We start from the raw sequence: 13,836 nt of genomic DNA on the forward strand, positions 1-13,836 counted from the left end.
GCCCGGTCATCCGGGTTCCGTCGGACCCGCCCCCCGGGCGAGCAGCCCGACCGCGATCATCTGCTCGCGCTGTTCCTGCGTGTCCGGGCGCAGCCGGCCACCCCGGGTCAGCATGACCGTGCCGTGCAGCAGCGCCCAGCCCACCTCGGCGAGCGTGTCCGGGTCGCGTCCGGCGGCCATCGGCGCCAGGGCCGCGCGCAGCTCGGCGAAGACCGCCCGGGGCGCCCCCGGCGTCGGGTCGCGACCGAGGGTGAGGTCCGGGGTGTGCGCGAGCATCGCGTCGTACACCTCGGGGTTGGCGTAGGCGAAGTCCAGGTAGGCGGTCACCACGGCCGGCCAGCCACCGTCGTCGCCCGCGGCGGAGCGGGCGGCGGCCAGCGCGGCGGCGAGGTCGGTGAAGCCGCCCAGCGCGACGGTCTCCACCAGTTCGGCCGGGTCCGGGAACTGGCGGTACAGGGCCTCGATGTCGGTGCCGGTCCGCTCGGCCAACCGGCGACGGGTCACCGCCGCCCACCCCTCGGCCTCGGCCAACTGCCGGGCGACCGCGACGACGCGGTCCTGGTCGGCCGTCCCGGCGTCTGCTCCGTCTGTCGGCGACATCTCGTCGATGCTAGCGATCCGCACCCACGGCGACCGGCTCGCGACGGATTGTCGACTGTCGGTCGGGCCGTCACCCCGGCCGCGGTGGCGGCCCGACCGCCGGAGCGGGCGTCCCGGGCAGCCTCACCCGTCAGCGGCGGAGGGTGAGGATGAGGTCGACGACCAGGGCCGTCCAGCCGGTCTGGTGCCAGGCCCCCAGGCCGGCGCCGTTGTCGCCGTGGAAGTACTCCGGGAAGCAGATCAGGTCCCGCCAGTCCGGGTGGGTCTGGAAGAGCTGGGCGGCGCCGTAGATCGGCCGCCGGCCCCAGCCGTCCCGGGTGAACAGCGAGATCAGCCGGGCGGAGAGGTCGTCGGCGATCTGGTCGAGGGTGCACTTGCGCCCGGAGCGGGTCGGGTACTCGACCTGGAGGTCGTCGCCGAAGAACGCGGCGTAGTCGCGCAGCGCGCTGATCAGCAGGAAGTTCGTCGGCATCCAGATCGGTCCGCGCCAGTTGGAGTTGCCCCCGAACAGGCCGCTGGTGGACTCGGCCGGCTCGTAGCCGACGCTGAACTCGGCCCCGCCGAGGGTGACCGAGAACGGCTCCTCGAGGTGGGCCCGGCTCAGCGTGCGCAGGCCGTACTCGGAGAGGAACTCGTCGGTGTCGAGCATCCGGGCGAGCAGGCGGACCACCTGCTCCGGGCCGACCATGGACAGCAGCCGCTGCTGCCGCCCGTCCGGGCCGATCCGGCGGGCGCCGATCACGTCGGCGTACTCCGGCCGCTGGCTGAGGAACCAGCGCAGGCGGGCCCCCAGCTCGGGCAGCCGGTGCAGGGTACGCACGCTGAGCCGGGTGGTGGCGGCCAGCGGCAGCAGCCCGACCACCGAGCGGACCTTCAACGGCACCCGGCTGCCGTCGGCCAGCCGCAGCACGTCGTAGAAGAAGGCGTCCTCGTCGTCCCAGAGCCCCTGCTCGTACGCCGCCGCGGCGATGTACGCGAAGTGCTCGAAGAACTTGGTGGCGGTGTCGACGTACGCGTGGTCGTGCTCGGCCAGCACGATGGCCATGTCGAGCAGGTTGAGCGCGTACATGGCCATCCAGCCGGTGCCGTCGGACTGCTCCAGCACCCCGGCCACCGGCAGTGCGGCGGAGCGGTCGAACGGGCCGACGTTGTCCAGCCCGAGGAAGCCGCCCTCGAAGACGTTGTTGCCGCCGGTGTCCTTGCGGTTGACCCACCAGGTGAAGTTGAGCAGCAGCTTGTGCATCACCCGGGCGAGGAACTCGTGGTCCCGGCTGCCGTCGATCTCGAACACCTTCAGCGCCGCCCAGGCGTGCACCGGCGGGTTGACGTCGCCGAACGCCCACTCGTACGCCGGGATCTGCCCGTTGGGGTGCAGGTACCACTCGCGCAGCAGGAGCAGCAGCTGCGCCTTGGCGAAGCCCGGGTCGACCCGGGCGATGCTGACGCAGTGGAAGGCCAGGTCCCAGGCCGCGTACCAGGGGTACTCCCAGGGGTCGGGCATGGAGATCACGTCGAAGCTGGTCATGTGCCACCAGGCGCTGTTGCGCCCGTGCCGCCGCCCGGGCGGCGGCGGGGCGGAGCCCGGGTCGCCGTCGAGCCAGCGCTTGACGTCGAAGTGGTAGAACTGCTTGCCCCACATCAGCCCGGCGATGCCCTGCCGGGCCACCAGGGCCTCGTCGGCGCTGGCCCCGGTGGGGACGATGCCGGCGAAGAAGCGGTTCGCCTCGGCCCGGCGGGCCCAGAGGACCGCGTCGAAGCCGGCAGCCAGGTCGGCCCGGGGCGGCGGGGTGCTCCCGGGCGGCGGGGCGGTGCGGGTCAGCCGCAGCCGGATCTGCCGCTGCCCGCCGGCCGGCACGTCGAGGACGTAGTGCAGCGCGCCCTTGGTCCCCTCCCGGTCCGGGTTGACCGTGGCCGCGCCGGCGACCACGTGGTCGTTGATGCCGTCCTTCGGGTACGGCGACCGCCCGGGCAGGCCCCAGAGCCGCTCGGCGTTGGAGTCGTTGTCGCAGAGCAGCGGCGTGGGCGTGCCGTCGCCCTCCAGCACGATCTGCCCGAGCACCCAGTGCTCGCCGACCAGCCGGGAGCCCTCGCCGACCAGCTTCGGCACCCGGTCGGCGCCGGGCAGCCCCCAGGCCCAGGTGTTGCGGAACCACAGGTGCGGCAGCACGTGCAGGGTGGCCGCCTCGTCACCCCGGTTGGCGACGGTCACCACGATGCACATGTCGGTCGGGGACGCCTTGGCGTAGTCGACGGTCACCGCCCAGTACCGGTCGTCGTCGAAGATCCCCGTGTCGACCAGCTCGTACTCGGTCTCGTCCCGGCCACGCAGCGCGTTGACCGCGACCAGCTCGTCGTACGGGAAGGCGGCCTGCGGGTAGTGGTAGCGCCAGCGCATCCAGGAGTGGGTCGGCGTGGAGTCCTCGTACCACCAGTAGTCCTTGACGTCCTCGCCGTGGTTGCCGCCGTCGCCGCCGAGGCCGAACATCCGCTCCTTGAGGATCGGGTCCACGCCGTTCCAGAGGGCGAGGGCGAAGCAGAACGTCTGCCGGTCGTCGCAGACGCCCGCCATGCCGTCCTCGTTCCACCGGTAGGCTCGGGACCGCGCGTGGTCGTGGGGGAAGTAGTCCCACGCCGTACCGTGCTCGCTGTAGTCCTCCCGTACCGTCCCCCACGCCCGCTCGGACAGATAGGGACCCCATGCGCGCCAGTCCTGCTCGCCGGCATCGGCCTGGGCGAGCCGGAGCCGCTCGGCGTCGGGAGACGGTGCGTCGGAGGGCGAACTGTCGGTGAACACCTGCACATCTTCGACGCCGCCCGGGTACATCACCACAGCGGCCATTGTCGTCGTGGCGTGTTACACCTCGCCGCAGTGGGAGGAAACCACTTGATCGAGATTGCCTTCGGCCCTCAGGTCTGCGCCGATCCGGCCACCGGGACGACCCGGGAGTGGCTGGTCACCGACGGCCGGGGCGGGTACGCCATGGGCACGGTGAGCGGGCTGCGGACCCGGCGCTACCACGGGCTGCTGGTGACCGCCGGCGAGACCCCGGCGGCCCGCCGGGTGGGGCTGGTCAGCCTGGACCCGGCGGTCACCCTGCCGTCGGGCGCGCGGGTGCGCCTCGGCGCGCACGAGTGGTCCTCGGGGACGGTCGACCCGCGCGGCTTCGAGCTGCTGGAGCGCTTCGACCTGGTCGACGGGCTGCCCCGGTGGCGGTGGCGGATCGGTGACGTGGTGATCGAGCGGGAGCTGGCCATGACGCACGGCCGCTCCTGCGTGGCGGTGGTGCACCGGCTGCTCGCCGGGGGTCCGGTGCGGCTGGAGCTCTCGGCGGCCTGCACCTGGCGCGACGCGCACGGCGAGCGCCGTGCCGACGGCCCGGCGCCCCGGATGGAGCCGGTCGACGGCGGGGCGGTGATCGAGGGCTCGTACCGGCTGTCCGGGCCGGACTGGCGACCCGAGGGGCAGTGGTGGCTGGGGGTGCGCCACCGTGAGGAGGCCGCGCGGGGCCTGCACCCGGAGGAGGACCTCTGGTACGCCGGCCGGTTCGCCGGCGCGCTGGACCGCCCGGGCGACACCGTGTCGGTGCTGGCCTGGGCCGACGACCTGGCCGAGCAGCCGCCGCCGGCGACCGAGGTGGTGGCGGCGGCCCGGGCGCGGCACCGGGCGGTGGTGGCCGCCGCGAAGCCGGCCGATCCGGTCGGGGCGACGCTGGCCCTGGCGGCCGACGCGTTCGTGGTGCGCACCGGCGCCGGGCCGGACGTGGTGGCCGGCTACCCGTGGTTCGGCGCGTGGTCGCGGGACACCATGACCTCGTACGAGGGGTTGTTCCTCTGCACCGGCCGGGCCGAGGAGGGACGGGAACTGCTGCGGTCGTACGCGGCGACGCTGTCGGAGGGGATGCTGGCCAACACCGCCGACACCGGGCGGGTGGAGTACAACACGGTCGACGCGACGCTGTGGTTCCTGCACGCGGTGAGCCGGCACGTCACCGCCACCGGCGACACCGACCTGGGCGACGAGCTGCTGCCGGCGCTGCACGGGGTGGTCCGGGCGCACCTGGCCGGCACCCGGTACGGCATCGCGGTCGATCCGGCCGACGGGTTGATCACCCAGGGCGGCACCCCGGGCACCGCGCTGACCTGGATGGACGCCCGGGTGTACGGGGCGCCGGTGACCCCGCGCACCGGCAAGCCGGTGGAGGTCAACGCGCTCTGGATCAACGGGCTGGCCGGCCTGGCCGAGCTGACCGAGCTGGCCGGTCAGGACGCCGCCGAGCTGTGGCGGCTGCACGCCCGGGCCACCGAGTCGTTCCGGCGGCGGTTCCCGGCGCCGGCCGGCTGGCTGCACGACGTGGTGGACGCTCCCGCGCCGGCCTACCCGCTGGGTGGGGCGGCGCACCACGACGACGACCTGCTCCGCCCCAACCAGCTGCTGGCCTGGTCGTTGCCGTACGCCCCGCTGGAGCCGGACCCGGCGACGCTGCGGCGGGTGGCGGGTGGGCTGTCCACCCCGCTCGGGCCGCGCAGCCTCTCCCCCGACTCGCCGGACTTCGCACCCCGGCACCGGGGCGGGCCGGCGGAGCGGGACACCGCCTACCACCAGGGAACCGTGTGGCCGTGGCTGATCGGACCGTTCGTCGACGCGTACCGGCGGGCCGGACTGCCCACCGATGACCTTCTGGTGGGTCTTGTGGGACATTTGGGGGAATTCGGCCTAGGCTCGGTGAGCGAGACGGCCGACGGCACCGCGCCGCACGCCGCCACCGGCTGCCCGTTCCAGGCGTGGTCGGTGGCCGAACTGCTGCGCGTCCACAAGGCCGGCTAGGGGGCGTTACACACCGGCAATCACCGCGTCTCCGCTGGTTATCCAGCGCTCGGCAGGATGGGCCCCGACCCCGGGCACGGACGGCGCCTCCCTCGCCGGTGGCACCGCGCGCGCCCAGGACACAACTCAAAGGGGGCCGCATGTCACCTGACGCCGACGTGATCGACATCCACCCCGCCCGGCACCAGCGCGTGCTGATGCTGTCCTGGGAGTACCCGCCGGTGCTCGTCGGCGGCCTCGGCCGGCACGTGCACGCCCTGTCGGTGGCCCTGGCCGCCGCCGGGCACGAGGTCACCGTGGTCACCCGGCACGCCGAGGGCGCCCCGCTGGAGGAGTACGCCGACGGCGTGCGCATCCTGCGGGCCGCCGAGGACCCGGTCACCTTCCCGCTGGCCACCGGCTCCCTGCTGGCCTGGACGATGGCGTTCAACCACACCCTGACCCGGGCCGCGCTGCGCGCCGCCGAGTCCGGCGACTACGACGTGATCCACGCCCACGACTGGCTGGTCGCGCACACCGCGGTCACCCTCGCCGAGCACCTCGACCTGCCCCTGGTCACCACCATCCACGCCACCGAGGCCGGCCGGCACCAGGGCTGGCTGCCCGAGGAGATGAACCGCACCATCCACGGCGTCGAGCACTGGATCAGCAACGCCTCGGCCCGGGTCATCGCCTGCTCCGGGTACATGCGCGACCAGGTCACCCGGCTCTTCGACGTCCCGGCCGCCCGGGTCGACGTGGTGCCCAACGGCGTCGACGACCGGGCCTGGCACGCCCGCCCGCGCGCCGTCGCCTCCGCCCGCGCCCGGTTCGCCGGCGACGGCCCGCTGGTCGGGTACGCCGGCCGGCTGGTCTACGAGAAGGGCGTGCAGCACCTGGTGCACGCGGTGCCGTACCTGCGCGACCGGCACCCGGGCCTGCGGGTGGTGATCGCCGGCGACGGGCCGTACCGCGACGAACTGGTCGACCAGGCCCGGCGGCTGCGCCTCGACGACACCGTCCGGTTCGCCGGCTTCATGGACTCCACCCAGCTCCCGGCGGTGCTGGCCGCCACCGACGCGACCGTCGTGCCCAGCCTCTACGAGCCGTTCGGCATGATCGCGCTGGAGGCCGCCGCGGCCGGCGCGCCGCTCGCCGTGGCCGACACCGGCGGGCTGGCCGAGATCGTCGAGCCGGGCGTGACCGGGGTGACCTTCCCGCACAGCGACCCGGACGCCCTGGCCGGCGCGGTCGACCGGCTGCTCGGCGACGAGGTGTTCGCCCGGCGGGTGGCCCGCCGCGCGCGCACCATGGTCGGCGAGCGGTACGGCTGGGCCACCATCGCCGCCCGCACCGCGGGCAGCTACGCCGCCGCGGCCCGCGAGCACGGCGCGTTCCAGGCCCGCCGGGCCGCCACGCTGCTCGGCGGTGACCGGCCCCGGATCGCCATCCCGGAGGGCAACCTGCTGGCGATGGACAGCGCCGCGTGCTGACCGGTCCCGACAACCGATAGGTCCGCCCCGATCCATTGGCTACGGTGTACGTCGGCCGAGGGTGAGGAGAGCGGTGCAGCACGTGATGATCGCCGGTCGGTACCGTCTGGTCGAGCTGGTGGGTCGGGGCGGGATGGGTCGGGTCTGGCGGGCGCGGGACGAGGTGCTGCACCGCGAGGTGGCGGTCAAGGAGGTCCTGCCGCCGCACTGGCTGGCCGAGTCCGAACGCGACGAGCTGCGGCTGCGGACGCTGCGCGAGGCGCGCACCGCGGCCCGGCTCAGCCACCCCAACGTGGTCCGGCTGTACGACGTCGTCCGGGTCGACGAGCACCCGTGGATCGTGATGGAGTACGTCCCCTCCCGCACGTTGCAGGCCGTCCTGGACAGCACCGGTCCGGTCGACCCGGTCCGGGCCGCCGGCATCGGGCGGGCGCTGCTGGCCGCGCTGCGCGCCGCGCACGCCGCCGGGGTGCTGCACCGTGACGTCAAGCCGCAGAACGTGCTGATGGCGCACGACGGGCGGATCATGCTCACCGACTTCGGACTGGCCACCTTCGACGGCGGGGACGGTCTGACCACCCGGCCCGGTCTGGTGCTCGGCTCACCCCAGTTCGTCGCCCCGGAGCGCGCGGCCGAGGGGGTGTCCAGCGTGGAGGCGGACCTCTGGTCGCTGGGCGCCACCCTGCACGCCGCCGTGGAGGGCCGCTCGCCGTACGCCCGCAGCACCGCCATGGCCACCCTGGCGGCGCTGGCCACCGAGCCGCCGGACCCCGCACCGCACGCCGGTCCGCTGGCGCCGGTGCTGACCGGGCTGCTGTGCCGCGACCCCGGCCGGCGGATCGGGCACGACGAGGCCGAACGGCGGCTGCTGGCCGCCGAGCGCCCGGCGTCGCCGTCCGACACCGAACCTCCGACAGTGGTGCTGCCCGTCGCCCGCCCGGCGGCCGGGGCGACGCCCCCGCCGGCGTGGCCGGGCACGTCCGAGCGCGCCCCCGACGACGCGGACGCCCTCGCGCCGTCGGGCGTGTTGCGGGTCGGTGGCGGCCCGCCCGTCCCTGCGCCGGACGGCGGAACCACCGGGCACCGGCCGGCGGGCGCGGGACCGGACGGCCACGCCACCCCGGCCCGGGCCGCCGCCCCGATGCCGCCCCGGCGGCGCTGGGCGCTGGTGGGGATTGCGCTGGGGGTGGCGGCGGCGACCGGGGTCGGGACCGCGCTGGCCCTCGTGGACCACGACCACGGCGACACGCCCGTACGGACGCCCGCCAGCGTGTCGCTGCCCGAGGAGCAGCGGACACCATCCCGGGACGGCCGGCCCCTGCCACCTCCGGGCGCGGGGGGACGTCCGGTGGTCCCGCCGCCCTTCCCGTGCCTGCGGCCCTACGCGTTCGGCGACCCGGTCACCGCCGCGCCGGTCGGCGACCACGACGGCTACCGGCCACCGTCGGGCTGGACCTGGCAGACCGAGCAGGGCTGGCGCGTCGCCGTCCCGGTCGGCTGGCTGCGCTCCCAGGACCACGGCGCCACCTGCTTCCGCGACCCGGCCAGCCGCCGCACGCTGAGCATCACCCCGATGACGGCCGACCTCGTCGACCGGAAGGCGTTCCTGCGGGCCGAGCAGCGACGCCAGGTCGAGGCGGGCACCCTGCCCGGGTACGAAGAGCTGCGGCTCGGCGACGTCGGCGGCCGGGACGTCGGCTGGGAGTGCCGGTGGACGACCCCGTTCGGCGAACGTGAGCACGCGCTGCGGCTGCTCCCCGGCGATCAGGCCGGCGGCTGGATCCTGACCTGGAGCGCGGCGGACCGGGACTGGGACGCCTCCGTCGGGCAGCTGACCGTGGCGCGGCAGAGCTTCCACGACCGCTCCGCCGGAGGGTCCCGCCGACCTGACACGACTGCGTCCCAAGGTTGACACAGCGGCTCGGCGGGCCGGTCGACGCGACATACTTCCTGATGGTCCGGCAGGCGCCGGCCGCCCGCCGGACGCCACCCTCCCCTGTGGACCGTCCGGGTGATTGCCCCTCGGCGGCGGCTCTGACACAGTGGCGTAGTTTTGTCGATCAAGGGACTGGGGAGGGCGAGGCGACATGATGGGTCCGTCCCACGCGCTGTCCGGCGCGGCGGTGTGGTTGACCGGCTCGTGGGCACTGGACCACTTCGCCGACTACCACCAGTCCCCGCTGGCGCTGGCGGTCGGCACGGCGGTCTGCGCCGGTGGCGCCCTCTTCCCCGACCTCGACCTCTCCGGCAAGGTCACCCGCAACCAGGGTGGCGCGACGGTGGCCCGCACCTTCGGCGTCTTCTCGCTCTTCATCGCCGAGGTGATGGAGAAGATCTCGCTCGGCGTCTACTACGCCACGAAGCTCAGCCGGGACCCGCGCCGCAACAACGGCCACCGCACCCTGACCCACACCCTGCCGTTCACCGCGCTGGTCGGCTGGGGCACCACGGCGCTCTGCACGGCGTACGGCAAGTGGGCCGTGGTGGGCATCTTGTTCTTCATGATCGGGCTGGCCCTGCGCGGCCTGTTCGACAAGTGGGCGGAGCGGGCCGGCTGGGTGATCGTCACCCTCGCCTCGGCCGCCGCCGCCTGGTACACCTTCGCCAACCTGCCCGGCGACCGGGGCTACCCGATGATCGGGCTGGCCGTCGGGGTGGGCTGCTTTACGCACATCCTCGGCGACATGATCACCAAGGCCGGCGTGCCCATCCTCTGGCCCATCCCGATCAAGCGCCGGATGTGGCTGATGGTCGGCCTGCCGAACGGCATCGCGCTGCGCACCGGCAGCAAGGCGGAGGTGGTCGTGCTGCGCACCGCGCTGACCGTGCTCTCGGTGCTCGCCGCGGTGGGCCTGGTCGCGCCGTCGGTGCTGCAACGCTTCAACATCGAGGTGTGAGCCACCACCTCCCGGCCGACGACGAGGCCGTGCCCGCGTTCTGGCGCGGACTCGGGCTGCCCGGCCTCGCCGACGTGCACGTGCACTTCCTGCCGCCCCGGCTGCTGCGCCGGGTCTGGGCGTACTTCGACGCGGCCGGGCCACTGCTCGGCACCGAGTGGCCGATCCGGTACCGGTGGAGCGACGCCGAACGGGTCGCGCACCTGCACCGGATGGGCGTACGGGCGTTCGGCGCGCTGGCGTACCCGCACAAGCCGGGCATGGCGGCGGAGCTGAACCGCTGGACGCTGGACTTCGCCCGACGCACCCCCGGCTGCCTGCCCTCGGCGACGTTCTTCCCCGAGCCGGAGGCCCCCGGCTACGTCGCCGACGCGCTGGCGGCCGGCGCCCGGCTGTTCAAGGTGCACGTCCAGGTCGGCGGTTTCGCCCCGACCGACCCGGCGCTGGACCCGGTGTGGGGGCTGCTCGCCGAGGCCGGCACGCCGGTGGTCGTCCACGTCGGGCACGCGCCGGTGGGCACCGCGCACACCGGGCCGGACGGCTTCGCCGCGCTGATGGCCCGGCACCCCCGCCTCGCCGCGATCGTGGCGCACCTCGGCGCGCCCGACCACACCGCCTTCCTGGCCCTGGCCGAACGGCACGAGCGGGTCCGGCTGGACACCACGATGGCGTTCACCCCGTTCTTCGACCGGTTCGTGCCGTTCCCCGCCGCCGAACTGCCCCGGCTGCGCGAGCTGGGTCTGGCCGGCAAGGTGCTGCTGGGCAGCGACTTCCCGAACATCCCCTACCCGTACGCCGAGCAGTTGGCCGGGCTGGCCCGGCTCGACCTGGGCGACGACTGGCTGCGCGCGGTGTGCTGGGACAGCGCCGCCGCCCTGTTCGACCTGGACCAACCGGCAGGGCCGGCCTCCTGACCCGCGCCGCCGGGGTGGCGGCGACCGGCGGCCCGGACGGGATCCTCGGCGGGCCGGGACGCGGTGGCGTCAGCGCGTGCCGACCGCCGACGCGTCGGCGCCGGCCGCCTCGGTCCTCCGGCGGAACCGGGCCAGCAGTCGAGGCACCTCCCCGGCGCCCCGCACGATGCCCGCGTACGCGAGGGTCGGCGGCAGCACCAGCAGCACCCCCACGACGCAGGCCACCGCGACGCCGAACGGTGAGCCGCCGGCCACGAGTGCGACACCGACGACGGCGAGCAGGGTGAGTACGCCGGCCACACCGGCGCCGGCCAGCGTCCCGGCCACACCGCTGCGACGGCGCCCGGTCAGCTCGGCGACCACGCCGGCCGGGACGACGACCAGCGGCACCAGGACCAGGCCGGTCAGCGCGGCCGCCAGCACCATCACCGGCCCGGCCAGCGGACCACCGATGCCGCCGCCGGTCAGCAGGGCGTAGCCGAGCAGCAGGAGGTAGCCGACCAGACCCTCGACGGTGACCACGACCCAGGCGACCACCGCCCCGGCGAGATGCCGGCTCACCGCAGCGACCATCGACCGCACCTCCCCCGCGTCGCGCACCCCCCGAGGGTGTCGCGTCCGACGAACCGTAGCGCAGCGGGTGGCGGGCCCGGGAGGGCTCAGGCGCCGACGCGCTGCGGTGGGACGGTCAGCCCGTAGAGCGCCATCAGCTCCGGTGAGTCCACCCGGCTGCCGTCCGCGACGGAGTCGCAGGAGATGTCGACGATCTGGTTCTTGTGCGCCAGCAGGTACGGCCGGGCGCCGACGTCCGCGCTGGCCAGCGTGGCGATGCCGGACCAGTGCCGGCGGCCGAAGAGCATCGGGTACCCGCGCAGCCCGTCGTAGGTGGCGCAGACCAGCACGTCCGGGTACGGCAGCGCGGCGACCCGGCGTACCGCGGCGGGGGTGAGTCCGGGCATGTCGACCGGGACCACCACCACCGCCTCGATCCCCTCGTCGGTGAGCGCGGCCAGGCCGGCCCGGATCGAGGAGCCCACCCCGGTCCCCCACGCGCGGTTGACCACCACCGTGGCCCGGGACAGGTCGGCGGTCTCACGCACCTGGTCGGCGGCGGCGCCCAGCACGACCACGATCTGCTCACAGCCCGCCTCGGTCATCGTGTCGATCATCTGGTCCACCAGCGGCTTCTCCCCCTGGTGCAGGAGCGCCTCCGGGCCACCGATCCGGCGTCCCCCGCCCGCCGCGATGATCATCCCTGCGATCCGGTTCAGCTGCGCCACCTCCGTCGTGAAGACGGACCGAGCAGAGCCGCCCGGTCCGTTACGCACACCGGACCCAACGAGCGCCCGGGGCGGAGGGTGTCGGGGCAAAAGGGAAATTCGTCCGCTATGCCGCACCTGACGCCGTCCCGCACCGACGGCGTCGCGCGGCAGTCAGGTGGCGTCGGCGTAGCACTCCACGATGGACACGTCCAACGGGAAGCGGACCGGGGTGTCGCCGAAGAGCAGCGTCGAGGCCCGCGCACCGGACCGGGTGACCGCCTCGGCCACCGCGTCGGCCTGCTCGGCCGGGCAGTGCACCAGCACCTCGTCGTGCTGGAAGAAGACCAGCTCACCACCGGTGCCGGCCAGCTCGCCGCGCAGCGTCGCGAGCAGCGTGGAGGCCCACTCGGCGGCGGTGGCCTGGATGACGAAGTTGCGGGTGAACCGGCCCCGGGACCGGGCCGCCCGGGCGCGCGGGGACTGCGGGTCGGCCCCGGCGTCCGGATCGGCCCCGGCGTCGTCGCCGTCGGTGAACCCCGCCGTCCCCGGCGGACAGGTGCGCCCCAGCCAGGAGCGGACCAGCCCGCCCGCCTCACCGGTGCGCGCCGCCGCCTCGACGTAGGCGAACGCGGTCGGATAGTGCCGCTTGAGGGCCGCCAGCGCGGGCACGGCCGCCCCGCCGGTCTGCCCGTACATCGCGCCGAGCAGGGCCACCTTGGCCCGCGCCCGGTCACCGGCGAAGGCGTCCTGGGCGAGGGCGGCGTAGAGGTCACCGGCCGCGCCGGCGGTGGCGAGCCGGGCGTCGCCGGAGACCGCCGCCAGCACCCGCGGCTCCAACTGGCCGGCGTCGGCGACCACGAACCGCCAGCCCGGATCGGCCACCACCGCCCGCCGGATCACCTTCGGGATCTGCAGGGCGCCGCCGCCCCGGGTCGCCCAGCGCCCGGAGACCACCCCGCCGGGCACGTACTCCGGCTGGAAACGGCCGTCGCGGACCCAGGCGTCACGCCAGGCCCGGCCGTGCGCCGTCCAGATCCGGTAGAGCTCCTTGTACTGCAGGACCAGCGGCACCGCCGGGTGGTCGACCCCGCGCAGCACCCAGGCCCGGGTGTTGGGCAACTCCACCCCGGCCCGGGCGAAGGCCCGCAACAGCTCCGCCGGGGAGTCGGCGTGCACCTGGCGTACGCCGAACGCGTCGGCGATCCGCGCCGCCAGCTCGGCCAGCCGCCGGGGCGGCCCACCCACCGGGGACGCCTCGCCGAGCAGCTCGGCCAGGATCGCGTCGTGCACCTCGACCCTCCAGGGCAGGCCCGCCACGCCCATCTCCACCGCGATCAGCGCCCCCGCCGACTCGGCGGCCACCAGCAGCCGGAACCGGCCGGGGTGCGCGGTCGCCGCGATCCGGGCGAGCTGGTCGGCGTACACCTCGGACAACGCCGCGACGCCGGGACCCGCCGGCCCGGGGACGGCGTCGAAGAGCGCGGCCTGGCCGTGCCCGGGCGGCGCGGGCGGCCGGGGTGGCGGGTCGGGCGGGACGGCGGCCCCGGTGAGCCGGGCGTGCGCGGCGGCGAACGAACGGGGCTCGCCCCACCGGCCGGCGTGGCCGAGCAGCAGCGCCTCGGTCAGCTCGACGTCGTGGCAGCGCTCCAGCCGGACGCCGGCCCGCAGCAGCGCCGGGTAGACCGACGCGCCGGACGCCCACACCCAGCGCGGCCGGTCGGCGGCCTCCCGGGCGGCGACGGCCGCGGCGAGGTCGGCGACCCGCTCGACCGGCCCCACCGGCCGCCCGTCGGCTGCCAGCGGCTGGAGCTCTCCCCCACCCCGCTCGTCCGCCACCATCGCCACCAGCACGGATGCGATTCTGCC

General features: G+C 75.1%; 10 protein-coding genes. 5 read left to right on the plus strand and 5 right to left on the minus strand.

Annotated features, from left to right (window positions below):
* Window positions 1–6: 6 nt before the first annotated feature.
* Together GA0070614_RS06080 and GA0070614_RS06085 are read right to left on the minus strand one after the other, a co-directional pair.
* Window positions 7–600: a TetR/AcrR family transcriptional regulator gene (locus GA0070614_RS06080; protein ID WP_088979257.1), complete on the minus strand. Its 594-nt coding sequence runs from the start codon at window positions 598–600 to the stop codon at window positions 7–9.
* 130 nt (window positions 601–730) lie between these two features.
* Window positions 731–3,439, minus strand: a complete 2,709-nt coding sequence (locus GA0070614_RS06085; protein WP_088975032.1) for an MGH1-like glycoside hydrolase domain-containing protein — start codon at window positions 3,437–3,439, stop codon at window positions 731–733.
* 45 nt (window positions 3,440–3,484) lie between these two features.
* On the opposite strand from GA0070614_RS06085, the gene GA0070614_RS06090 reads away from it, so the two are divergent.
* The 5 genes from GA0070614_RS06090 to GA0070614_RS06110 all read left to right on the plus strand — a co-directional run bounded on the left by GA0070614_RS06090 (window position 3,485) and on the right by GA0070614_RS06110 (window position 10,708).
* The gene (locus GA0070614_RS06090) at window positions 3,485–5,425 is read left to right on the plus strand and encodes an amylo-alpha-1,6-glucosidase (protein WP_088975033.1); all 1,941 of its coding nucleotides are present in this window, start codon (window positions 3,485–3,487) and stop codon (window positions 5,423–5,425) included.
* A gap of 140 nt (window positions 5,426–5,565) precedes the next feature.
* Window positions 5,566–6,897 (plus strand): glycosyltransferase family 4 protein, encoded by a 1,332-nt coding sequence (locus GA0070614_RS06095; protein WP_172892379.1) that lies wholly within the window; start codon window positions 5,566–5,568, stop codon window positions 6,895–6,897.
* A gap of 73 nt (window positions 6,898–6,970) precedes the next feature.
* Entirely contained in the window at window positions 6,971–8,809 is a 1,839-nt protein-coding gene (locus tag GA0070614_RS06100; protein WP_231933555.1) for a serine/threonine-protein kinase, read from the plus strand.
* Between the two features lie 175 nt (window positions 8,810–8,984).
* Window positions 8,985–9,794, plus strand: coding sequence for a metal-dependent hydrolase (locus tag GA0070614_RS06105; protein WP_088975035.1), 810 nt, complete (start codon window positions 8,985–8,987; stop codon window positions 9,792–9,794).
* Complete coding sequence (locus tag GA0070614_RS06110) at window positions 9,791–10,708, plus strand: amidohydrolase family protein (RefSeq protein WP_088975036.1); 918 nt, start codon at window positions 9,791–9,793, stop codon at window positions 10,706–10,708. Before GA0070614_RS06105 ends, GA0070614_RS06110 begins: the two co-directional genes overlap by 4 nt.
* A gap of 69 nt (window positions 10,709–10,777) precedes the next feature.
* On the opposite strand, the gene GA0070614_RS06115 is transcribed toward GA0070614_RS06110, so the two are convergent.
* The 3 genes from GA0070614_RS06115 to GA0070614_RS06125 all read right to left on the minus strand — a co-directional run bounded on the left by GA0070614_RS06115 (window position 10,778) and on the right by GA0070614_RS06125 (window position 13,809).
* Window positions 10,778–11,281: a hypothetical protein gene (locus tag GA0070614_RS06115; RefSeq protein WP_088979259.1), complete on the minus strand. Its 504-nt coding sequence runs from the start codon at window positions 11,279–11,281 to the stop codon at window positions 10,778–10,780.
* Between the two features lie 86 nt (window positions 11,282–11,367).
* Window positions 11,368–11,961, minus strand: coding sequence for a nucleotidyltransferase family protein (locus tag GA0070614_RS06120; protein ID WP_088979260.1), 594 nt, complete (start codon window positions 11,959–11,961; stop codon window positions 11,368–11,370).
* A gap of 180 nt (window positions 11,962–12,141) precedes the next feature.
* Window positions 12,142–13,809, minus strand: a complete 1,668-nt coding sequence (locus GA0070614_RS06125; RefSeq protein WP_088979261.1) for a bifunctional 3'-5' exonuclease/DNA polymerase — start codon at window positions 13,807–13,809, stop codon at window positions 12,142–12,144.
* Between the last annotated feature and the right edge of the window lie 27 nt (window positions 13,810–13,836).

The sequence above is a fragment of the Micromonospora coxensis genome (genome assembly GCF_900090295.1).
Classification (GTDB): domain Bacteria; phylum Actinomycetota; class Actinomycetes; order Mycobacteriales; family Micromonosporaceae; genus Micromonospora; species Micromonospora coxensis.

Excerpts from the sequence above, each read along its gene's own strand:
- GA0070614_RS06080 (WP_088979257.1), bottom strand. The coding sequence starts at position 600 with ATGTCGCCGACAGACGGAGCAGACGCCGGGACGGCCGACCAGGACCGC.
- GA0070614_RS06085 (WP_088975032.1), bottom strand. The coding sequence starts at position 3,439 with ATGGCCGCTGTGGTGATGTACCCGGGCGGCGTCGAAGATGTGCAGGTG.
- GA0070614_RS06095 (WP_172892379.1), top strand. The coding sequence starts at position 5,566 with ATGTCACCTGACGCCGACGTGATCGACATCCACCCCGCCCGGCACCAG.
- GA0070614_RS06105 (WP_088975035.1), top strand. The coding sequence starts at position 8,985 with ATGATGGGTCCGTCCCACGCGCTGTCCGGCGCGGCGGTGTGGTTGACC.
- GA0070614_RS06115 (WP_088979259.1), bottom strand. The coding sequence starts at position 11,281 with ATGGTCGCTGCGGTGAGCCGGCATCTCGCCGGGGCGGTGGTCGCCTGG.
- GA0070614_RS06120 (WP_088979260.1), bottom strand. The coding sequence starts at position 11,961 with ATGATCATCGCGGCGGGCGGGGGACGCCGGATCGGTGGCCCGGAGGCG.
- GA0070614_RS06125 (WP_088979261.1), bottom strand. The coding sequence starts at position 13,809 with ATGGTGGCGGACGAGCGGGGTGGGGGAGAGCTCCAGCCGCTGGCAGCC.